At 69.1% G+C, this 20209-nt stretch carries 19 protein-coding genes and 1 pseudogene; 11 read left to right on the forward strand and 9 right to left on the reverse strand.

Going from position 1 to position 20209, the window contains the following annotated elements; genetic code table 11:
• Positions 1-32: 32 nt before the first annotated feature.
• The 11 genes from IPP91_13835 (at position 33) to IPP91_13885 (ending at position 11774) form a co-directional block, all read left to right on the forward strand.
• Complete coding sequence (locus tag IPP91_13835) at positions 33-1508, forward strand: glycosyltransferase family 4 protein (protein MBL0143145.1); 1476 nt, start codon at positions 33-35, stop codon at positions 1506-1508.
• On the forward strand, positions 1495-3324 hold the full coding sequence (locus tag IPP91_13840; protein MBL0143146.1) for a glycosyltransferase: 1830 nt from the start codon (positions 1495-1497) through the stop codon (positions 3322-3324). The genes IPP91_13835 and IPP91_13840 overlap by 14 nt, the downstream gene beginning before the upstream one ends.
• Positions 3321-4358: a class I SAM-dependent methyltransferase gene (locus tag IPP91_13845; GenBank protein MBL0143147.1), complete on the forward strand. Its 1038-nt coding sequence runs from the start codon at positions 3321-3323 to the stop codon at positions 4356-4358. The genes IPP91_13840 and IPP91_13845 overlap by 4 nt, the downstream gene beginning before the upstream one ends.
• 69 nt (positions 4359-4427) lie before the next feature.
• Complete coding sequence (locus tag IPP91_13850) at positions 4428-5645, forward strand: succinyldiaminopimelate transaminase (protein ID MBL0143148.1); 1218 nt, start codon at positions 4428-4430, stop codon at positions 5643-5645.
• Between the two features lie 12 nt (positions 5646-5657).
• Positions 5658-6479, forward strand: a complete 822-nt coding sequence (gene dapD, locus IPP91_13855; GenBank protein ID MBL0143149.1) for a 2,3,4,5-tetrahydropyridine-2,6-dicarboxylate N-succinyltransferase — start codon at positions 5658-5660, stop codon at positions 6477-6479.
• A 42-nt stretch (positions 6480-6521) separates the two neighbouring features.
• On the forward strand, positions 6522-7700 hold the full coding sequence (locus IPP91_13860; protein MBL0143150.1) for a PilT/PilU family type 4a pilus ATPase: 1179 nt from the start codon (positions 6522-6524) through the stop codon (positions 7698-7700).
• A 10-nt stretch (positions 7701-7710) separates the two neighbouring features.
• Positions 7711-8250: a DUF962 domain-containing protein gene (locus IPP91_13865; GenBank protein ID MBL0143151.1), complete on the forward strand. Its 540-nt coding sequence runs from the start codon at positions 7711-7713 to the stop codon at positions 8248-8250.
• 93 nt (positions 8251-8343) lie between these two features.
• Positions 8344-9480, forward strand: a complete 1137-nt coding sequence (gene dapE, locus IPP91_13870) for a succinyl-diaminopimelate desuccinylase (GenBank protein ID MBL0143152.1) — start codon at positions 8344-8346, stop codon at positions 9478-9480.
• Positions 9481-9487: 7 nt separating this feature from the next.
• Positions 9488-10453, forward strand: coding sequence for a 50S ribosomal protein L3 N(5)-glutamine methyltransferase (gene prmB, locus IPP91_13875; protein ID MBL0143153.1), 966 nt, complete (start codon positions 9488-9490; stop codon positions 10451-10453).
• A gap of 5 nt (positions 10454-10458) precedes the next feature.
• Positions 10459-11091 carry a pyridoxamine 5'-phosphate oxidase gene (gene pdxH, locus IPP91_13880; GenBank protein MBL0143154.1) on the forward strand — a complete coding sequence of 211 codons (633 nt, stop codon included), beginning with the start codon at positions 10459-10461 and terminating at the stop codon, positions 11089-11091.
• Between the two features lie 2 nt (positions 11092-11093).
• Positions 11094-11774 (forward strand): gamma-glutamylcyclotransferase, encoded by a 681-nt coding sequence (locus IPP91_13885; protein MBL0143155.1) that lies wholly within the window; start codon positions 11094-11096, stop codon positions 11772-11774.
• Here the strand turns inward: IPP91_13885 and IPP91_13890 are convergent.
• The 9 genes and pseudogenes from IPP91_13890 to IPP91_13930 form a co-directional block, all read right to left on the reverse strand.
• Complete coding sequence (locus IPP91_13890; GenBank protein MBL0143156.1) at positions 11764-12672, reverse strand: TIGR01459 family HAD-type hydrolase; 909 nt, start codon at positions 12670-12672, stop codon at positions 11764-11766. The two genes, IPP91_13885 and IPP91_13890, sit on opposite strands and share 11 nt — an antisense overlap.
• Positions 12656-13465 (reverse strand): phosphonate ABC transporter, permease protein PhnE, encoded by an 810-nt coding sequence (gene phnE, locus IPP91_13895; GenBank protein ID MBL0143157.1) that lies wholly within the window; start codon positions 13463-13465, stop codon positions 12656-12658. Before phnE (IPP91_13895) ends, IPP91_13890 begins: the two co-directional genes overlap by 17 nt.
• Positions 13462-14262 carry a phosphonate ABC transporter, permease protein PhnE gene (gene phnE, locus IPP91_13900; GenBank protein MBL0143158.1) on the reverse strand — a complete coding sequence of 267 codons (801 nt, stop codon included), beginning with the start codon at positions 14260-14262 and terminating at the stop codon, positions 13462-13464. The genes phnE (IPP91_13895) and phnE (IPP91_13900) overlap by 4 nt, the downstream gene beginning before the upstream one ends.
• On the reverse strand, positions 14259-14999 hold the full coding sequence (gene phnC, locus IPP91_13905; GenBank protein MBL0143159.1) for a phosphonate ABC transporter ATP-binding protein: 741 nt from the start codon (positions 14997-14999) through the stop codon (positions 14259-14261). Before phnC ends, phnE (IPP91_13900) begins: the two co-directional genes overlap by 4 nt.
• 78 nt (positions 15000-15077) lie before the next feature.
• The gene (phnD, locus tag IPP91_13910; protein MBL0143160.1) at positions 15078-16082 is read right to left on the reverse strand and encodes a phosphate/phosphite/phosphonate ABC transporter substrate-binding protein; all 1005 of its coding nucleotides are present in this window, start codon (positions 16080-16082) and stop codon (positions 15078-15080) included.
• 793 nt (positions 16083-16875) lie between these two features.
• Positions 16876-17724: pseudogene (locus tag IPP91_13915) on the reverse strand (pseudouridine synthase).
• A complete protein-coding gene (scpB, locus tag IPP91_13920) occupies positions 17714-18451 on the reverse strand; it encodes an SMC-Scp complex subunit ScpB (GenBank protein MBL0143161.1) in 738 nt (245 codons plus the stop codon). Before scpB ends, IPP91_13915 begins: the two are co-directional and overlap by 11 nt.
• A 4-nt stretch (positions 18452-18455) precedes the next feature.
• Positions 18456-19307 (reverse strand): segregation/condensation protein A, encoded by an 852-nt coding sequence (locus IPP91_13925; GenBank protein MBL0143162.1) that lies wholly within the window; start codon positions 19305-19307, stop codon positions 18456-18458.
• The gene (locus tag IPP91_13930) at positions 19304-20200 is read right to left on the reverse strand and encodes a hypothetical protein (GenBank protein ID MBL0143163.1); all 897 of its coding nucleotides are present in this window, start codon (positions 20198-20200) and stop codon (positions 19304-19306) included. Before IPP91_13930 ends, IPP91_13925 begins: the two co-directional genes overlap by 4 nt.
• Positions 20201-20209 lie beyond the last annotated feature (9 nt).

Raw genomic sequence — 20209 nt, forward strand, 5'->3', positions numbered from 1 at the left:
TCATTCTACCGTCCCTCCCACCCCGGTTCCCGATGAATGACGCCGCGATCCTGCACGTGACCAGCCTCTTCGGCGGTGGCGTCGACCGGCACCTGCGCGACATCGTGCGCACGGTCGAGCGCCCGCAACTCGTGTGGCACGCGGGCGAAGGCGTCGATGTGCTCGAGGACACGCGCAAGGGGCGCTTCTACCCGCTGGCCGGCGATGCGCTCCCGGCGCGCGCCAGTGCGCTCGCGCAGTGGCTCCGCGCCAGGCGCGTGGGCCTCGTGCACCTGCACCAGCTCACGCGCGCGCCACGCGAGCGCGGCGAATGGGCCTGCCGCACCCTGGGCGTGCCGTGCATCACGACGCTGCACGACATTCTCTTCCTGCGGCCCGATGCATTCGCGGCCCCGGACCCCCTCGTAGCCGATACACACTGGCTCGCCGAAACGGCACGCACGCTCCTGGCCTCGAAGGCGGTTCTCGCGCCTTCGCCATGGCTCGCCCGCCTGGCCGCGGCGAGCGTGCCGGGGCTGCGCGTCGATGTCGTTCCCAATGGCTCCGTCGCCGACACGAAGAGGGGACGCAGCGCTCCGCGCGAGGGTTTTGCGCGCCATCGGCCGGACCGCGTCGTCGCCCTGCTCGGCGCGCTCGGCCCGCACAAGGGCTCCGACCTCGTGGACGACATCGCGGCCTGCCTCGAAGGCTCCGGCATCGGCCTGGTCGTCATCGGCTATCTGGAAAAGCAACTGCATCCGGGATGGCGCATCCCGGGAAGCCTGTTCGTGCACGGCGCCTTCGCCGAAGGGGACGCGGCGCCGCTGCTGCGCGGCTACGACGCCTGCCTCGTCCTGATGCCCAACGAATTGCCCGAGAGTTTCAGCTACGCCCTCTCCGATGCGTGGGCGGCCGGCGTACCGGTCCTCGCCGCGCCGCGCGGCGCGCTCGCCGAGCGCATCGCCGCGCACGGCGGCGGCTGGCTCCTGCCCGAGCGCTTCGATGCCGCCTTCGTCGCGGCCCGGGTTCGCGAGCTGGCCGGTGGCGTTCAGGAAAGCGAGAGGGCGAGGGTACAATCGGCCCTGGCGCTTCCCGACCCGGAGCGCATCCCTTCAATCGACGCAATGACCCGCTCCCTCGACGCCTTCTACACGCGCTTCGGCATCGACCCGGCCGCGCCCGATGCGGCGGATGCAGCAGCCATCGAGTCCCTCGTCGCGAAGAACCTCGACGGCTCCCTCTTCCGCCTGGAACTGGTGCGCCTGAGCGACGAGCTCGCGCAGACCCTCGCCGCCCTGGAGGACGCCAACGGCCGCGCGCAGGCATTCGAGACGGAGGCGCGCGGCTGGATCGCCAAGCTGGAAGCCGATGTCGGCGCGGTTCAGGACGGACTGCGCCGCGTGACGGAGGATCGCGACCGGCTCGCGAAGGAAGCCGATCTCCTGCGCCTCAACCAGGAAGCGCTCGACCGCCTGCCCTCGCCGGTGAAGCGCCTGCTGCTCAAGCTCGCCTTCGATGCCCGACGTTGACCTGAGCGTCGTCACCTACCGGCCGGACTTCGCGCTCCTGAGCCAGCTCTTCCAGAGCCTCGCGCAAGCCGTCGGCCCGGAGGACCGCCTCGCCCTGCTGGTGCAGGACAACAGCCCCGACCGCGCCATCGCGGCGGCCATCGCGGCCATGCCCGAATGCAAGGGGGGGGATTTCAAGCGCGTGGACGCGCGTTCCTCGGGCGAGAACCTGGGCTTCGGGCGTGGCCACAATGCGAATGCCGCCCGCGGCAGCTCGCCGTGGATCCTCGTGATCAACCAGGATTGCATCGTCGAGCCGGGCGCGCTGCGTCGGCTCGTGGAGATCGCCGTCGCAGACGATGCCCGGGTCGCCGCCTGGGAGATGCGCCAGATCCCCTACGAGCATCCGAAAGCCTACGACCCCGTCACGCTCGACACGCCGTGGGTGAGCGGCGCGGCGACGCTTTTCCGTCGCGAGGCCTACGAGGCGGCTGGCGGCTTCGACGAGGCCATCTTCATGTACGGCGAGGACGTGGACCTCTCGTGGCGCCTTCGCGCCAGGGGGTGGCGGCTCACCTACCAGCCGAAGTGCGCCGTGGTGCACCGCACGTACCGGGAAGCGGCCGAGGTGAAACCGCTGCAGGTCTTCGGGGGCGTGCAGACGAACCTGGGCCTCAGGATGCGCTTCGGCGGAATGGCCCGCGTGGCGCAGGGCTTTGCGATGCTTGCCGCCGAGATCCTGTCCCCCAATTCCTTCCCCGGACGGCGGCGCGGACTCGCGCTTGCCGGGGCAAGGGCGCTCGCGCATGCGCCGCATTTCCTCTTCTCGCGGGTCGCTCCCGCGAAGCGCTTCCATCCGCAGTTCGCCGGCTGGGGCTACGAGATGCGGCGCGATGGCGCCTTCCACGAGTTCGCCTCGCACCGTGAGCATCCGCAGGAAGCACTGCCCCGGGTATCCATCCTCATTCGCACGGTGAACCGGGCGGCGTGGCTGCGCGAGGCCCTCGCCTCCTGCGTCAACCAGACGCACGGGAATCTCGAAGTGGTGGTGGTGGAGGACGGGGAAGCGGCCTCGCGCGCCATCGTCGAGGAGTTCCGCGGGCGCATCGACATCCGCTACGAGGCCACGGGGGAGAAGGTGGGCCGCGCCCGGGCGGGAAACCGCGCGCTCGCGCTCGCCACGGGCGACTGGCTCAATTTCCTCGACGACGACGACGTGCTGTTCGCCGACCACGTGGAGGTGCTGCTTGGCGCCGCCCTCGCGGCGGGCGTGAAGGGCGCCTACGGCCTGGCCTGGGAGACGAAGACGCGGGTTCACGACCGCGACCATGCTGAGTACGATGAGACGATGCACTACACCGTCCACCGCCAGCCGTTCGACCGCCTCACGCTCTGGCACCACAATTTCCTGCCCATCCAGGCCGTGCTCTTCCACCGCTCGCTTTTCGAGCGCCACGGAGGGTTCGCCGAGGACATGGACCAGCTCGAGGACTGGAACCTGTGGACGCGCTACACGCTCGAGGACGATTTCGTGCTGGTGGAGAAGACGACATCGAAGTACCGCGTCCCGGCCGACACGCGCGGGGCCGCCAGCCGGCAGACGCTCCTCGACGGCGCCTACCTGGATGCCCGCGCCCGGCAGGACGCGCTGCGCGTCACGATGAGCCCGCGCGCGATTTCCAACATGGCCGAGCGATACGCGAGGACCCAGGCGCTGGTGCTGGTCACTCGGGTGGACGTGCGCCGCTTCGTGGGCTCCTCGGGCGTGCTGTCGCGGCTTGCCGCCTGGCGGCGTCCGGTCGCCGACCGGCTGCGTCGCCTGGGATGGCTGCGATGAGCGGCAAGCTCGAGTTCACGGGAGAGCGCTTCGTCCCCGGCGCGCGCGGCGAGATCTGGGTGGAGCACTGGCACCGCTACCATTTCGCGGCGCGGCTCGCCGGCGGCCAGCGCGTCGTGGACGCGGCCTGCGGCGAAGGCTACGGCTCGGCGCTGCTCGCGCAGGTCGCGGCAAGCGTCACCGGCGCCGACATTTGCGCGCCCGCCGTCGCCCACGCGCGTGCAACCTACGCCGGTGTCGCGAACCTCGCTTTCGTCGAGGCGCCGTGCGCGAAGCTTCCCCTGCCCGACGCGTCTGCCGACCTGTTCGTTTCCTTCGAGACGGTGGAGCACATTGCCGGGCAGGAGGAATTCATCGACGAAATCGCGCGCGTGCTGGCCCCCGACGGCCTCCTGCTGCTCTCGTGCCCCAACAAGCGCGAATACAGCGACCGCCGCGGGTTCGCGAACGAGTTCCACGTGAAGGAGCTGTACCGCGAGGAGCTCGAGGCGCTGGTGGCGCGCCGCTTCGCGCACGCGCGCTGGTACGGCCAGCGGCCCAGCTTCTTTTCCGTCATCGCCCCCGAGCCGCACGCCGAGACGGGCCACCTCGCGGAAGTGTCGGAAGCGAACCCGGCCGAGGGCACCACGGCGCTCGGGGAGCCCCTCTATTTCATCGTGGCCGCCAGCCGCTCGGTCGCGACGCTGGGCATGATCCCCGCGACGCTGTCCGTGCTGTCGGATCGCGAGGACTGGGTGCATCGCGACTACGAGAAGGTGATGCGCGATCTCGAAGCCACGGCCGCGCGCGCGCAGGCGCTGGAGAAGCAGGTGGCGCAGGCCGCGCTGGCCCATGGCGAGGCCGTGAAGTCGCGCGACGAGGCCCTGGCCCGGGCCGGCGGGCTGGACAGCCGCCTGGCGCAGGCCGAGCGGACCGTCTCGGAACAATCGCGAACGATCGACGAACGCAACCGCGAAGTCGCGCGTCGGGGCGGCTGGCGGTGGTGGCTGCGCCTGCCCTACGAGCGGCTCTTCGGCCAGCCGCCCCGTCGCTAGGCCGCGGCGGCACGCGCACTCCGCGTCTGCCCCGTTGGTCATGGGTCGCTTACAGGCGATAATCGCGGCATGAACCCCCGCCTCGGGCTCCTGAAGCCCTATCCCTTTGAAAAGCTGCGCGGCCTCCTGGCCGGCGTCAGCCCGCCACCGGGCCTCGGGCACGTGAACCTGTCCATCGGCGAGCCGCAGCACCCCACGCCCGCGATCCTGAAGGACGCGTTGGGGGCGAACCTGGGCGGGCTCGCCCGCTATCCGCTCACGAAAGGCCTGCCGGAACTGCGCGCCGCCATCGCTGCCTGGCTCGCGCGGCGCCACGGCCTGCCAGGCGTGGACCCGGAGACCCGGGTGCTTCCGGTCTCGGGCTCGCGCGAGGCCCTGTTCGCCATCGCACAGACGGTGCTGGATCCGGGCGAGCACGACGCGCTCGTCGTGTGCCCCAACCCGTTCTACCAGATCTACGAGGGAGCAGCCCTGCTCGGCGGCGCGCGGCCGTATTTCGTGAACGCGTCGGCCGCGAACGGCTTCGCTCCCGACTGGCACGGGATCCCGGAGCACGTGTGGAAGCGCACGCGGCTCCTCTACGCCTGCTCCCCCAACAACCCCAACGGCCGCGTGATGACGCTCGCCGAGTGGGAGCACCTCTTCTCGATGGCCGACCGGCACGCTTTCACCATCGTCTCCGACGAGTGCTACAGCGAGATCTACTTCGACGAATCGGCCCCACCCCTGGGCGCGCTGGCCGCTGCGCACCGCCTCGGCCGCGCGGATTTCGCGAGGCTCGTCGTGATGGGCTCGCTCTCCAAGCGGTCCAACGCGCCGGGGCTGCGCTCCGGCTTCGCCGCCGGGGACGCCGGCGTTCTCAAGGACTTCCACCTCTATCGCACCTACCACGGCACGGCGCCGTCCAACACCGTGCAACTCGCGTCCGTCGCCGCGTGGAACGACGAGGCGCACGTGGTCGAGAACCGGCGCCTCTACCGGGAGAAATTCGCGGCGTTCTTCGAACTCGTGAACCCCGTGCTCGCGCTCGCCCGGCCCGAGGCCGCGTTCTACTACTGGGTCGCCGTCCCGGGGGACGACGAGACCTTCGCGCGCGACCTTTACGCCAGCGCGAACGTGACCGTCCTTCCCGGCAGCTACCTCTCGCGAGAGGCGCACGGAACCAACCCCGGTCGCGGGCACGTGCGCATCGCCCTCGTCTCCACCGTGGCCGAGGCCGCCGAGGCGGGACGGCGCATCGCCGAATTCGCCCGCGCGCGCCTGCATGCCGCGCCCCTCCTTCGATAACGAAAGAATCCCATGGACAAGCTGCAGCCCCTCATCGAGCAGGCCTTCGAGAAGCGCGCCGACCTGACCCCGAAATCCGCGCCGCCCGAGGTGGCGCACGCCGTGAAGGCCGTGCTCGCCGAGCTGGACGCCGGGCGCCTTCGCGTCGCCGAGAAGAAGGGCGGCGAGTGGGTCACGCACCAATGGCTCAAGAAGGCGGTGCTGCTCTCCTTCCGCCTGCGCGACAACGAGATCATGCAGGGCGGCTACACGCACTACTTCGACAAGGTCGATTCCAAATTCGTCAACTTCTCGCAGGGCGATTTCGCCGCAGGCGGCTATCGCGTGGTGCCGCCGGCCGCCGCGAGGCACGGCGCCTTCATCGCGAAGAACGTCGTGCTGATGCCCTCCTACGTGAACATCGGCGCCTACGTGGACGAGGGCACCATGGTGGACACCTGGGCCACCGTCGGTTCCTGCGCGCAGATCGGCAGGAACGTGCACCTTTCCGGCGGCGTGGGCATCGGCGGCGTGCTCGAGCCCCTGCAGGCCAACCCGACGATCATCGAGGACAACTGCTTCATCGGGGCGAGGAGCGAGGTCGTCGAGGGCGTCATCGTGGGCGAGGGCTCGGTGATCTCGATGGGCGTCTACATCGGCCAGTCCACCAAGATCTACAACCGGGCGACGGGCGAGGTGAGCTATGGCAGGATCCCGCCGGGCTCCGTCGTGGTCTCCGGCAACTTGCCCGGCCATGACGGCCGGTATAGTCTCTACTGCGCCGTGATCATCAAGCAGGTCGACGCGAGAACGCGCGCCAAGACCGGCATCAACGACCTGCTCAGGGGCGACTGAAGTCCCGTCCCCCGCCACACATCCCGGAACCCGGAGGCATTCATGTTCATCGAGAAGCTCCTGCAACTCATGGCCGAGAAGAAGGCCTCCGACATCTTCTTCTCGGTCGGCTCGCCGATCATGATCAAGATCCAGGGCAACATCATGCCGGTGAACCCGCAGGTGATGGATCCGGAGACGGTCAAGAAGATCGTCTACGAGATGCTCTCGCCCGCGCACATCGCCACCTTCGAGAAGGACCTGGAGCTGAACCTCTCGAAGCCGATGCCCGGCCTGGGCAACTTCCGCGTCAACGTCTTCTGGCAGAAGGGTTCCGTCGCCTGCGTGATCCGCTACGTGACCGCGGACATCCCGAAGCTCGAGGACCTGAGCCTGCCGCCCGTGCTGCTGCAACTGGTGATGGAAAAGCGCGGCCTCGTGCTCGTGGTGGGCGCGACAGGCTCGGGCAAGTCGACCACCCTCGCCTCGATGCTCGATTTCCGCAATTCCATGGCCGCGAACCACATCCTCACCATCGAGGACCCGGTCGAGTACGTGTTCACGCCCAAGAAGAGCATCTTCAACCAGCGCGAGGTGGGCAACGACACGCACGCCTTCCACGACGCGCTTCGAAACGCCATGCGGCAGGCGCCGGACTGCATCCTCATCGGCGAGATCCGCGACCAGGAGACGATGCGCATGGCGCTCACCTACGCGCTCTCCGGGCACCTGTGCCTCGCCACGCTGCACGCCAACAACTCCTACCAGGCGATGAACCGGGTGATCAGCTTCTTCCCGCTGGAAGTGCGGCCCATGCTGCTGCAGGACCTTTCGGTGTCCCTCAAGGCGATCATCTCGCAGCGGCTGGTGAAGACCGTGGACGGCAAGCGCACCCCGGCCGTCGAGGTGCTCCTGAATTCCCGCAACGTTGCGGAGGCGATCGAGAAGGGCGAGGTGGGCGAGGTGAAGGAAATGATGGAAAAGAGCATGTCGCCGGGCTCGCAGACCTTCGAGCAGGACCTCTTCCGGCTCGTGCGGCAGGGGAAGATCTCCACGGACGAGGCGCTCGCGAACGCCGACTCGGCCACGAACCTGGGACTCTTGCTGGGCAACTCCGGGATCATGCCGGCCATGGCCGAGCGGGCGAAGAACCCGGTGCCGTCGCTCGGCAAGGGTCCGGGCGGCCCATCGTTCAGCGAATTCAAGATCTCGGAAGACACATCCGATCCGAGCCTTCGCTGACGCGCCTCGCGTGAAGCGCCTGGAGGAATCCCTCACGCAGTACGCGGCGTACCACCGCGACCGCCGCAACATCGCGACCCATTTCGTGGGCATCCCACTCATCGTCTTCGCGGTCGTGCTGGCGCTGGCGCTCGCCGCTTTTCCCGTGGCCGGCATGGCTATCACGCTCGCGGCCGCGGCCTCGATCGCCGCCTGCGCGTACTACTTCCGGCTCGACCCCGCCTTCGGCAGCGTCATGGCGGCCGCGCTCTTCGTCATGTGCGCCGCCGCGAGCGAAATCACGGCGCGCCTGGGCCCGGGAGGCGTGCTCGCGCTCGCCGCCCTCCTCTTCACCCTCGGCTGGGCGCTGCAGTTCTGGGGGCACCGCTTCGAGGGCATGCAGCCCGCCTTCTACGACGACGCGAAGCAGCTCCTCATCGGGCCGCTTTTCGTCTGCGCCGAGGTCTTCTTCCTCTTCGGGGCCAAGCCGGCCCTGCGCCGCTACATCGAGGAGCGCGTCGGGCCCACGGTGGCCAGGCGCGCGCATCCCGCAGCGACGGGCCCGCGATGAGCCCGGGCTTCCCGGGCACACTGGCCGGCGACCGGGTGGTGTGCTGGCAACTGCTCACGGGCGCCATCCCGTTCGACGAGGGAAAGCCGGAAAATGTCAAACGAGACGCTTGAGCTGGCAAAGGCGCTCCTCGCGCGCGCATCCGTCACCCCCGCCGACCAGGGCTGCCAGCAGCTGATCATCGATCGTCTGGCGCCGCTGGGCTTCAGCGCCGAGACCTTCCGCTGCGGCGAGGTCACCAACCTCTGGATCCGGCACGGAGTCGCGGCCCCGCTCGTGGTGCTCGCAGGCCACACCGACGTCGTGCCTCCCGGCCCGCTCGACCAGTGGCACACCGACCCGTTTGTTCCCACGCTGAAGGACGGCAAGCTCCACGCGCGCGGCGCGGCGGACATGAAGGCTTCCATCGCCGCCTTCGTCGTGGCGGCCGGGCGCCTCGTGGCGGCGCACCCGGATCATCCCGGCTCGCTGGCGCTGCTCATCACCTCCGACGAGGAAGGCGACGCGGTGGACGGCACCGTGCGCGTGGTGGAGGCGCTGAAGGCGCGCGGCGAGCGGATCGACTACTGCATCGTCGGCGAGCCGACTTGCGCCGAGCGCTTCGGCGACACGATCAAGAACGGCCGCCGCGGCTCGCTGACCGGCCGCCTGACGGTCAGGGGCATCCAGGGACACGTGGCGTATCCGCACCTCGCGAGAAATCCGGTCCACGGCCTTGCCCCGGTGCTGGCGGAATTCGCCGCCCTGGAATGGGACAAGGGGAATGAGTCCTTCCCGCCGACCACGTGGCAGGTCTCCAACATCCACGCCGGCACGGGAGCGCAGAACATCATTCCCGGGGAAGCGAAGGTCGATTTCAATTTCCGCTTTTCCACCGCGAGCACCATCGAGGGCCTCAAGGCGCGCGTGCATGCCGTCCTCGACCGGCATGCGCTCGACTACCACGTCGAGTGGATCGTCGGCGGCAGGCCCTTCCTCACGCCGCGCGGTCGGCTGGTCGAGACACTCAAGCGCGTGGTGAGGCAGGTATCGGGCGTGACGCCCGGGGTCTCCACCACGGGAGGCACCTCCGACGGGCGCTTCATCGCCGACATCTGCCCGGAGGTGGTCGAGTTCGGCCCCGTGAACCGCTCGATCCACAAGGTGAACGAGGCCGTCTCGGTGGACGAGCTCGAGCCGCTGGCCGACGTCTTCCGCCTCGCGTGCGGGGAACTCCTGGGCGTGAGGTAGCCGCTGCGTGGCCCGCACCGTTCCCGCCAAGGGCGTCACCGTCCGCAGCCTCGTGCTCGCTGCCGCCGGCCGCCTGGAAAGCGCCGGCGTCTCGTTCGGACACGGCACGACCAACGCGGTGGACGAGGCCGCCTGGCTCGTGCTGCACTCCCTCGGCCTTCCGGTCGACCGGCTCGATCCCTACCTCGACGTCGCGGTGGACGCCGGCCGCGCGAAAGCCGCGAACGCCCTCGTCGCGAAGCGCATCCGCACCCGCAAGCCCGCCGCCTACCTGCTGAACGAGGCCTGGCTCGGGCCGCACCGCTTCTACGTGGACGAGCGCGTCATCGTGCCGCGCTCTTTCATCGCGGAGCTCCTGCGCGTGCGGCTCGCGCCCTGGATCGCCGACCCCTCGCGGGTGCGATCCGCGCTGGATCTGTGCACGGGATCGGGGTGCCTGGCGATCCTCACCGCGCTCGCCTTCCCGAAAGCCCGGGTCGATGCCGCGGATCTTTCGCCCGACGCGCTCGTGGTCGCAGGGACGAACGTCGAGGGCTATCGGCTCGGCAAGCGCGTTCACCTCGTGCAGTCCGACCTCTTCGGCTCGCTGGAGGGCCGCGCCTACGACCTCATCGTCACCAACCCGCCCTACGTGACGGCGGCCTCGATGAGGCGGCTTCCGGAGGAGTACCGCCGGGAGCCGGAAATGGCGCTTGCGAGCGGCGCCGACGGCCTTGCGCACACGCGCGTCATCCTCGCGAAGGCAGGCAAGCACCTGAATCCCGGCGGGACCCTGGTGGTGGAAATCGGCCACAACCGCAAGGCCCTGGAGCGCGCCTTTCCGAAGCTGCCGTTCGCGTGGCCCACGGTTGCCGCGGGAACCGGGTTCGTCTTCGTGCTCAAGCGGGAGTCCCTTCCCGCGCCGGGGGACTGTCCCCATTTCCGCGATAATGGGGGTCACGCAGACAAGCGCAACAGACCCCGATCCGGGTAGACGCCATGAAAATCGCCGACCTTCGCAAGGACTACGCGCTCAAGCGCCTCGACGAGACCGACGTTGACGCCGATCCGTTCAGGCAGTTCCATGCCTGGCTCAAGGAGGCGTTGGAGGCCGAGGTTCTCGAGCCCACCGCCATGACGCTCGCCACGGTCGACGACGAGGGCCGCCCCTCGGCACGCATCATGCTGCTCAAGGCGCTCGACGATCGCGGCTTCGTCTTCTACACGAACTACGAGAGCCGCAAGGGCCGGCAACTCGCCGCGCACCCGAACGCCGCCCTCACTTTCTTCTGGAAGGAACTGGAGCGGCAGGCGAGGATCGAGGGCGCCATCGAAAAGGTGAGCGCCGCCGAAAGCGACGAGTATTTCCACAGCCGCCCGCTCGGTTCCCGCATCGGGGCATGGGCAAGCACCCAGAGCGCGACGATCGCCAGCCGCCCCTGGCTCGAGGCGCGCGTGCTGGCGGCCGAGGCGCAGTACGGCGACAAGCCGCCGCGCCCGCCGCACTGGGGCGGCTTCCGGGTGATCCCCGCCAGGCTCGAGTTCTGGCAGGGGCGCCAGAGCCGTCTGCACGACCGCATCGCCTACACGCGCGAGGCGACCGGCTGGGCGATCTCGCGCCTCTCGCCGTAGAAATGCGAAGTCCCCCCGGCTGCCACGATCCGGTGCGGCTCGAAGCCGAAAGGCTCTCGGCCGGGGCGCTGGACCGGTCGCTGGAAGCAACGCTCGCGGGACGCGATCCCCACGACCCGCTGTGGATCTTCGCCTACGGCTCCCTCATGTGGAACCCGGGGCTCGCGTTCGTCGCCAAGCGCGTGGGCACCCTCTACGGCTTCCACCGCAACTTCTGCCTCTGGTCGCGCATCAACCGCGGCACGCCGCAGCGTCCGGGCCTCGTCCTTACGCTCGAGCACGGCGGCAGCTGCCGGGGCCTTGCATACCGGCTCACGGAATCGACCTCGCGCGAGGAGCTGCGAGCCCTCTGGCGGCGCGAAATGTCGCTGGGCTCCTACCAGCCGCGCTGGCTCGAATGCCACGCGCAATCGGATCGCTTCCCGGTGCTCACGTTCATCGTGAACCGCGGCTGTTCGGGCTACGCGGGAAAGCTGCCCATGGAGGCGATGGTGCAGTCGCTCGCGACGGCGCGCGGCAAGTACGGATCGAGCGCGGAGTACCTCTTCCAGACCCAGGCCACGCTGGAAGCGCACGGCATCCTCGACCGGCGCGTGAAGCGGATTGCCGATCGCGTGAAGACCCACCTCGCGCGAGGCGACTCCATCCCCGGACACGCGCCGCCGCGCGAAATCACCAGGTGAACGCAGGCAGCCGGTAGTCGGGCCTGGCGATGGCGCGGCCCTCGAACTCGCGCCACGTCGTGGGGTCGGGCTGCGCGCCAAAGGCCACACCGAGCTCCTGCGCGTGGATGCCCGCCGCGATGAAGGCGCTCGGCAGGCCTGCCCGCGAGGCGCCGAGGATGTCGTGCTCGATCGAATCGCCGACCGCGATCACGCGACCCGGTGCGCAAGTCCCTAGGGCAGCGAGGCAGGACGCGTAGATGGCCGGCCAGGGCTTGCCATGATGGAAGACTTCCCCGCCCAGCTCCCCGTACCGGCGCGCGAGCACGCCCGTCGCCTCGACGAGCGCCCCCTCGAGGAATCGCGCGATGTCGGGGTTGGCGCAGATCATCGGCAGCCCGCGCGATCGGGCGGCAACCAGTTCCGCCTCGTAATCGGCGAGGCGGCGGTACGGCGAATCGATGCCGATCGCCGCGAGGAAATCCGCCTCCTCGACGTTCGTGACGAAGGTGAGCCCGATTCCCTCCAGGATGGAGCGGTCGCCCGAACGCGTGAACGCGTAGCAGCGACGGCCGAGACTGGCGTGGAAGGGACTCGCTCTTGCGATGATCGCCTCGCGCGCGTCCTCGCCCGCGGACACCATCCGGTCGAAGAGCCGGGCGGGAAATCCCATTTCCTGCATCAGCCGCACGTTGGCCGCCTCGCGCCGGCCGGAGTTGGACAAAACGACCACATGCTTGCCCGCCTCGTGCAGCCTCTCGAGGCAATCCAGCGCACCGGGATAGGGGCGCGTGCCGTCGTGCAGCACGCCCCACTGGTCGACGATATAGCCGTCGAACAGCGGCGCGAGCGCAGCCACGCCGGGCAACGCGATCGCGCCCTGCGCCGACGAGCCCGCGGCCTCAGGAGATGCGCGCACGGATCCAGGCCGAAATGCCCTCGCTCAGGATGACCACCACGAGGATCGTCAGGAGAACGACGAGCACCTGCTGCCACATGAACTGGTTGATGGAGGCGTACAGGTAGATGCCGATGCCGCCGGCGCCGACGAAGCCGAGCACGCTCGACTCGCGCACGTTGATGTCCCATCGGTAGACCGTCGTGCCGATGAGCACCGGAATCACCTGGGGCAGGATGCCGATGAGGTAGACCTGCGCCGTGCTCGCCCCCGTGGACTCGATCGCCTCGACCGGCCCCCGGTCCGCTTCCTCGATCGCCTCGGCCACGAGCTTGGCGAGGAACCCCACGGAGCGCGCGGCCACGGCCGCGATCCCGGCAAGCGGCCCCGGTCCGAAAATCGCCACGAAGAGGAGCCCCCAGATCACCGTGTTCACGGAGCGCGAGGCCACGAGGAGCCCGCGGCCGATGGCCCAGGTGAAGCCGTTGGCGGTGGTGTTGCGCGCGGCGAGGAAGGCAAGCGGCACGGAGAAGACAACCGCGATCGCCGTTCCAAGCGTGGCGATGTGGATCGTCTCCACGAGCGGCGCAAGGATCTGCGGCAGGTACGACCAGCGCGGCGGCCACATGCGCTGCGCCAGGTCCGCGGCCTGCAGGTGGGCGTCCTTGAAGAACACCCATTCGATATCGAGCGCGGAGACACTCCACGCCGAGGCGAATGCGACCGCTGCGATCCACAGCCAGCCGATGACCGAATCGCGCATCGAATGCCGGCGCCAGAGCTCTGGATAGCGCTTCTGCGCGGCCGCGTTCATCGGATCCTGCGCCTCACCCAGTCGCTGAACCACTCGCCGAGCGCGACGAGGGCGATGATGCCGAGCAGGATCGCGGCGGCGAAATCGTAGTCGTAGCGCGAGAACGATGCCGAGAGGGTCTGCCCGATGCCCCCGGCGCCAACGATGCCCACGATGGTCGAGTGGCGCACGTTCGCGTCGAGGCGGTAGATCGCCGTGCCCACCGTGCGGGTGAGCACCTGCGGAACCACGGAGTAGACGACCACCTGCCCGAAGCCGGCGCCGGTCGCGCGCACGGCCTCGATGGGCCCGGTGCGCACGTTCTCGATGTCCTCGGCGAGCATCTTGCCCAGAAAGATCACCGAGGACATCGCGAGGGTGAGCAGTCCGGCGACGGGGCCGAAGCCGAAGAGCTTCACGAAGAAGATGGCGATGATCACTTCGTGGAAGGTGCGCCCGACCACGATGAAGGCGCGCGCCGCGAGGTACACGGGGCGCGGGGCGAGGTTGCGCGCGGCGGCGATTCCCAGCGGCACGCTCAGCACCACGCCCACCAGCGTGGCCGCGAAGGCCATCTGCACGCTCTCCACCATTCCCTTGAGCAGGAGCTCCCAGCGCGAGAAGTCCGGCGGAATCATGCGCTCGAAGATGTCCACGGCCCGCCTGAAACCGGCCAGCAGGCGGTGCATGTCGACGTTTAGCGTCGAGAGCGACCACGCGAGGTAGAGCAGCGCCGCGGCGATCACCGCGTAATGCCTGGTCCGCGTCCCGAAGAAGAGCGGCGCCCGCCAGGTGGTCGGGTACGGGGCGGCGCTCAAGCGGGCGTGTCCTCGTCGCCGTGACGGATGGTCTGGCTCCAGTCCTCGGCGCCGTAGATTTCGGTCAGCACGTCGGGCGTGAGCCCCGCGCTGGGGCCGTCGAAGACGAGCTTGCCGGCCTTGAGCCCGACGATGCGGTCGGAGTAGCCCTGCGCCAGCGCCACGTCGTGGATGTTCACGAGCGCGGGCCGCTCGCGCTCGGTGGCGAGGGAGCGGATGAGGCGCATGACCTGGCGCGCCGTCTTGGGATCGAGGCTGGCCGTCGGCTCGTCCACCAGCAGGATGTCCGGATGCTGCATGAGCGCGCGGCCGATGCCGACGCGCTGGCGCTGGCCGCCCGAGAGGGCGTCGGCCCGCGAGTCGTGCAGCCCCTCGAGTCCCACGCGCTCGAGCATCGCGAACGCGTCGGCCACATCGGCGGGCGGATAGCGGCGCATGAACGAGGCGAAGAAACCCACCGAGCCCAGGCGCCCCGAAAGGATGTTCTCCATGACCGTGAGACGGTCGACGAGGTTGAACTCCTGGAAGATCATGCCGATGCGCCGGCGCGCCTTGCGAAGCTCGCTCGAGGGGAGGCCCACGATTTCGGTGCCGCCGAGGCGGATGCTCCCCGAGGTGGGCTCGACCAGCCGGTTGATGCAGCGGATGAGCGTGCTCTTGCCTGCGCCCGACGATCCGATGATCGCGATGACTTCGGGGTGCCCGACGGTGAAGCTCACCGAGTCGAGCGCCCGCATGCCGCCGCGGTAGACCTTCGTGAGCGAGTCGATCGCGAGGAGCGGCGGCACGCCGCCGGCGGGGACGGCGGCCACGCCCTACTCCGCCTTCGTGCCCAGCTTGGAGAGCCCTTCCTGCGAGTAGACGATGCCCTGGGACTGCTGGATCGTGCGCACGTCGCGCCAGCCGTCCTTGAAGTTGACCGGGGCGAAGCGCTCGGTGTCCTTGAATTCCTTGGCCAGCGCCGATTTCTTGAAGTCGAAGCCGAGGAAGGCCTCGCGGATCTTCGCCTTCAGTTCCGGCGTGAGATTGTGCGCGACGCCGTAGGCGGTGCGCGGGAATGGCGCCGATTCGTACACCACGCGAATGGCGTCGGCCTTGAACATGCCGCGCGCCTGCATGCGGTCGACGACCGAGGAGGCCACCGGCGCCGCGTCGTAGTCCTTGTTCACCACGCCCATGATCGAGTTGTCGTGCTTGCCGGAATAGAGGACTTCGTAGTCCTTGCCGGGCACCACGCCCATCGCGGTGAAGAGCGCGCGCGGCGCGGTGTCGCCCGAGTTCGACGACGGCGCCACGTGCGCGACGCGCTTGCCCTTGAGGTCCGCCACCGATTTGATGGGGCTGTCCTTGTAGGTGATGAGGCGCAGCGTGTAGCCGATGCTGCCGTCGTGGGCGGCCATGCCCGCGATCGGCACGAACCCGGCCAGGTTCACGGCATAGGGCGTCGGTCCCGCCGCGACACCGGCGATGTGCAGGCGGCCGGAGCGCATCGCCTCGATCTGCGCAGCGTACGATTCCGCCGGATACCAGCGCACGCGCTTGCCGGTGACCTTGGCGATGTGCGCCATGAAGTCGGCGAACACGTTCTCGTAGACGGCGGGATCCTCGACAGGCGTATAGGAGAACACGAGCGTCGCCGGATCCTGCCAGGCCTTCGGGTCCTTCGGCTGGTCCGCGACCAGGTCGTGGTCCTCGTCGCAGTAGCGCGCGTCGAGGAGTCCCCGGTAGCTGCAGGGCGCCTGCCCGTAGGCGTTCCCGGCCCAGGGGCCGGCCAGAAGGACCATTGCGGCGGCCAGCAGGGCCGTGCCAATCGATTTCATCACTGTCTCTCCTTTACGGTTCCGGTGCCGCCGAGCGTCGCGGCGCGATTCGCTTCTGTTGCTACGATTCCTGGCTGCCGTTCCCGGCCGGCTGCTGCCCACCGCCTCCCGCGCCGCCCCGGTTTCGATTTCGACCGCGATGACGACGGTTGCGGCCGGGCTTGGCCTGGGCACCCGCCGCCGGTCCCTGGGCGGGGCCCCGACCCTGCGGCTGCGGCTGCGGCTGGGCCGACGTCACCTGGACATTGCCCTGCCCCTTGCCCGCACCGGGCGTGGCGGGTCCCTTGGAACGCCGCTTCTTGCCTTGGCGCTGGCCTTGTCCCTGTCCCTGACCCTGCCCCTGCCCGCCCCCCCTGCCCTGGAACGGACCTTGTCCGGTGCCCGGCACGCCGGGCTTGCCCCCGGGGCGCTTGCTCCGGCGCTTCTTCTGGCCCTGGCCCGGACTCGGGCCAGGGCCCGGCCCTTGACCGGGGCCGCGCGAGGGATGATGACCCCGGTGCCCGACCGGCAGGCCCATCGTGCCGGTCGCCCGGTTGAAGCCCGGCAGGCTCTCGAAGTCGGGCTGGCGATCGTCGTCGTCGTCGAAGACTTCGGGCTCGTTCGGCTTCCAGCCTTCCAGCAGGTGCGCGGGCTGCACGTGGTCCTCTTCCTCGTCCACGTACTCGTCGTCCGGTTCGATCGCCTCGCCGGGAGGCGCCACGTTGCCCGGCGAGAATTCCTCTTCCGCCTCGTCGTCTTCCCCGGCGGCCTCGGCAGTGGATTCGCTGATGCCCGCAAACTCCAGGAGCTTCACCACGTCGGCCTCGGGCATGTCGCGCGCCATCCCGCGCTTCAGGAACCCGGGCAGCTCCACCGGCCCGTAGCGCACGCGCATGAGGCGGCTCACCATCAGCCCCACGGCCTCGAACATTTTGCGCACCTCGCGGTTCTTTCCCTCCTTGAGGACCACGTGATACCAGTGATTGGAGCCCTCGCCGCCGCGGTCCACGAGGCGCACGAACTTGCACTTCTCGCCTTCGATCTCGACACCTTCGCCAGTGAGGAGCTGCACCTGCTCAGGCGTGAGCTCTCCCATGAGGCGCACCGCGTACTCGCGCTCGATCTCGTAGCGCGGATGCATGAGGTTGTTGGCCAGCTCCCCGCTGGTGGTGAAAATGAGCAGGCCGCTGGTGTTGAAGTCGAGACGGCCGATGGACACCCAGCGCGCGTTGTTCATTTTCGGCAGCTTCGCGAACACGGTGGGGCGGCCTTCCGGGTCGTCGCGCGTGCAGATCTCGCCCTCGGGCTTGTGGTACAGCAGCACCCGGGGCAGCGACGAGCCGAACCGCAAGCTGATGAGCTTGCCGTCCAGTTTCACGCGATCGCCCGGGCCCACGAGATCGCCGAGCTTCGCAACCTGGCCGTTGATCGCGATGTGCCCCTGCGCGATGAGGATCTCGATGTTGCGCCGCGAGCCGTGGCCCGATTGCGCCATGACCTTCTGCAGGCGTTCGCGCTTGCCGGCGTCCTTGCCGCCGCGGGCGCCCTTGCCGCCCTTTCCGCGGCGCGCTGCTGCCGCGGGGACCTTGGCCCATTCGGGGACGATGCCGCCGGGCCAGTCGAGTTTGGGTGCGCGAGGGGTACGAAAGGGTCTATCCCGCATGGTCTGGGTGCTCCGTGTGTTGCGAGGGCGCGTTCGCCTCGGCTTCCGGGGTGGGGGCTGCGACGTCGGCTTCCTCCTCAGGCGCGCCGAGGAGCGCCTCCTGCACCGGCATCGCGGGCAGGGTGTCGAGGGAAGCGTCGAGGGCGCTTTGCAGCTCCTCGAGCGCGGGCAGCTCCTCGAGCGACCTCAGGTTCAGGTCGTCGAGAAACTTGCGTGTGGTGGCGAAGAGCGCCGGGCGGCCGGGGGTCTCGCGGTGGCCGACCACGTCGATCCAGCCGCGCTCCTCCAGGGCCTTGAGGGTCGGGGGAGACACGGCAACGCCGCGAATGTCCTCGATGTCGCCGCGCGTCGCCGGCTGGCGGTACGCGATGATGGCAAGCGTCTCCAGAACCGCTCGCGAATAGCGCGGCGGCTTCTCGCTGGAGATGCGGTCGAGGTATTTCTGGTAATCGGGCTTCACGCGAAAGCGCCAGCCGCTCGCAACCGCGGTGAGCTCCACGGTGCGCCCGGCCCATTCCTCCTTCAGCTCGTCGAGGATCTTCCTCAGGCTGTCCGCGTCCAGCTCGCCGCCGAACAGGCGCCTGAGCTGCTGCACGGTGAGCGGCTCGGACGTGGACAGGAGCGCGGCTTCGAGCACGCGCTTCACGAGGTCCAGGTCGAGGGGTTCGCGCTCGGGCTCGGGCCCGGGAGCCGGCGCTTCGGCGATTTCGATGGTTTCGTCGGTCATATGGTCAGGTGATCGTGAGCGGCACGCGTTCGTTCTTCAGGCGCACGTAGATGGGTTCGAAGGCGGTCTGCTGCGTGATCTCGATGAGGGATTCGCGGGCGAGCTCCAGAAGCGCGAGGAAGCTCACCACCAGCACCGGCACGCCCAGCTCGGGCTGGAACAGGCGGGAGAACTCGGTGAAGGCGCCGCCCGAGAGCGTGCGCAGGATGCGGCTCATGTGCGAGCGCACCGAGAGCTGCTCGCGCGTGATCTTGTGGTGCTTCGTCATCTTCGCGCGGGCGAGGATCGAGCGCCACGCTTCGGAGAGGTCGGCCACCGCGATGCCGGGCAGCCGCTCGGCCATCGCCTCCTCGACGTACACCTCCACGACGGAAAAGTCGCGGCCGGCGACGGGCGCCTCGCCCAGCATCATCGCGGCCTGTTTCATCTGCTCGTACTCGAGGAGTCGACGGACGAGCTCGGCGCGCGGGTCTTCCGGCTCGCCTTCGCTTTCGCGCTTCGGGCGCGGCAGGAGCATGCGCGACTTGATCTCGATGAGGAGCGCGGCCATCAGCAGGTAGTCGGCGGCCAGCTCGAGCTGCTGCGTGCGCATCATCTCGACGTAATCCATGTACTGGCGCGTGAGCTCCGCCATGGGGATGTCGAGGATGTCGAGCGAGTGCCGCCGGATGAGATAGAGCAGGAGGTCCATCGGCCCCTCGAAGGCATCGAGGAAGACCGACAGCGCCTCCGGCGGGATGTAGAGATCCGTGGGCATCTCGGTCATCGGCTCGCCGCGGATCCGGGCGACCGGAAGCGCAAGGTCGAGTCCCTGCTGCTCGTGCGCCTGCGGGTCGTTGGCGGCCTGCGCGATCATTTCCTCGTTCCGTAAACGATGTCGGCTGCGGCCCGGGACATCTTCGAGCCCTGGTGGCCGGTGCCCGGGACGTAGGAGAGTTCCCACCCGAGCTTCACGCCGAGCGCCGCTGCGGCGCCCGTGGCGGCGCCGAAGAAGTTCTCTCCGCGCTCGACTCGATTGGCGCCCTGCTTCATCGAGCCTTCGCTCTTGTCGAGGGCCGGGTCGTCCGTCTTCGTGTCGGCCTCGCCGAGCAGCACGTAGACCTTGCGGCCGAGCGCCTGGCGCAGCTCCTTCTCGCCCACCGGCGAGCCGACGAGGGAATGCGGATACTTGGCGGCCGCCTTGTCGGAGCGCCACTCGGGCATCATGTACCAGCCCGCGTTGGCGACCATCGCCGCCACCGCGCGGTTTTCCGGCAGCAGGAACATCATCCGGTGCACGAACTGCGCGCCGGCGGAGTGCCCGAAGATGCGGTAGTCCTTCTGGCCGTCGCGCATCTCGTCGAACAGGTGCTCGATGACCGAGTACGACCACTTCTCCCGGTCGCTGTTGTCGGCCACGTCGCCCAGGTTGTACGCCGCCGACCCTGGCCAGTACTTCTCCGCGAACTCAGGCGCGATCACGACGAAGCCGTAGCGGTCCGCCGCGAGTTCCCAGTAGTCGCGGTAGTTCGACGCATGCCGGCTCATCCCGTGCAGCACGAACTGGATCGGGCAGGTGGAGTCGCACTGTCGCGGCCGGTAGGTGTAAACGCGCAACGGCCTGTCCGGCTGGCCGCGCTTGTCCGTGAACACGAAGCTCCACTTCCCCGATGGCACGGGCGTGGCCGCGTGCGCAGGAATCATCGCCGCCGTCCCCATGAGCACGACGCCCGCCACGATCGCCTTCCATCCGCTCTTATCCGTGTTCATCCGTGTCTC

The organism is Betaproteobacteria bacterium, assembly GCA_016720855.1.
Taxonomy (GTDB): Bacteria; Pseudomonadota; Gammaproteobacteria; order Burkholderiales; family Usitatibacteraceae; genus FEB-7.

Bases quoted from the DNA above. Each gene is read 5' to 3' on its own strand.
- IPP91_13835 (MBL0143145.1), top strand. From the start codon at position 33: ATGAATGACGCCGCGATCCTGCACGTGACCAGCCTCTTCGGCGGTGGC.
- IPP91_13840 (MBL0143146.1), top strand. From the start codon at position 1,495: ATGCCCGACGTTGACCTGAGCGTCGTCACCTACCGGCCGGACTTCGCG.
- IPP91_13845 (MBL0143147.1), top strand. From the start codon at position 3,321: ATGAGCGGCAAGCTCGAGTTCACGGGAGAGCGCTTCGTCCCCGGCGCG.
- IPP91_13850 (MBL0143148.1), top strand. From the start codon at position 4,428: ATGAACCCCCGCCTCGGGCTCCTGAAGCCCTATCCCTTTGAAAAGCTG.
- dapD (MBL0143149.1), top strand. From the start codon at position 5,658: ATGGACAAGCTGCAGCCCCTCATCGAGCAGGCCTTCGAGAAGCGCGCC.
- IPP91_13860 (MBL0143150.1), top strand. From the start codon at position 6,522: ATGTTCATCGAGAAGCTCCTGCAACTCATGGCCGAGAAGAAGGCCTCC.
- dapE (MBL0143152.1), top strand. From the start codon at position 8,344: ATGTCAAACGAGACGCTTGAGCTGGCAAAGGCGCTCCTCGCGCGCGCA.
- pdxH (MBL0143154.1), top strand. From the start codon at position 10,459: ATGAAAATCGCCGACCTTCGCAAGGACTACGCGCTCAAGCGCCTCGAC.
- IPP91_13885 (MBL0143155.1), top strand. From the start codon at position 11,094: ATGCGAAGTCCCCCCGGCTGCCACGATCCGGTGCGGCTCGAAGCCGAA.
- phnE (MBL0143157.1), bottom strand. From the start codon at position 13,465: ATGAACGCGGCCGCGCAGAAGCGCTATCCAGAGCTCTGGCGCCGGCAT.
- phnC (MBL0143159.1), bottom strand. From the start codon at position 14,999: ATGCGGGCGCTCGACTCGGTGAGCTTCACCGTCGGGCACCCCGAAGTC.
- phnD (MBL0143160.1), bottom strand. From the start codon at position 16,082: ATGAAATCGATTGGCACGGCCCTGCTGGCCGCCGCAATGGTCCTTCTG.
- scpB (MBL0143161.1), bottom strand. From the start codon at position 18,451: ATGACCGACGAAACCATCGAAATCGCCGAAGCGCCGGCTCCCGGGCCC.
- IPP91_13925 (MBL0143162.1), bottom strand. From the start codon at position 19,307: ATGATCGCGCAGGCCGCCAACGACCCGCAGGCGCACGAGCAGCAGGGA.
- IPP91_13930 (MBL0143163.1), bottom strand. From the start codon at position 20,200: ATGAACACGGATAAGAGCGGATGGAAGGCGATCGTGGCGGGCGTCGTG.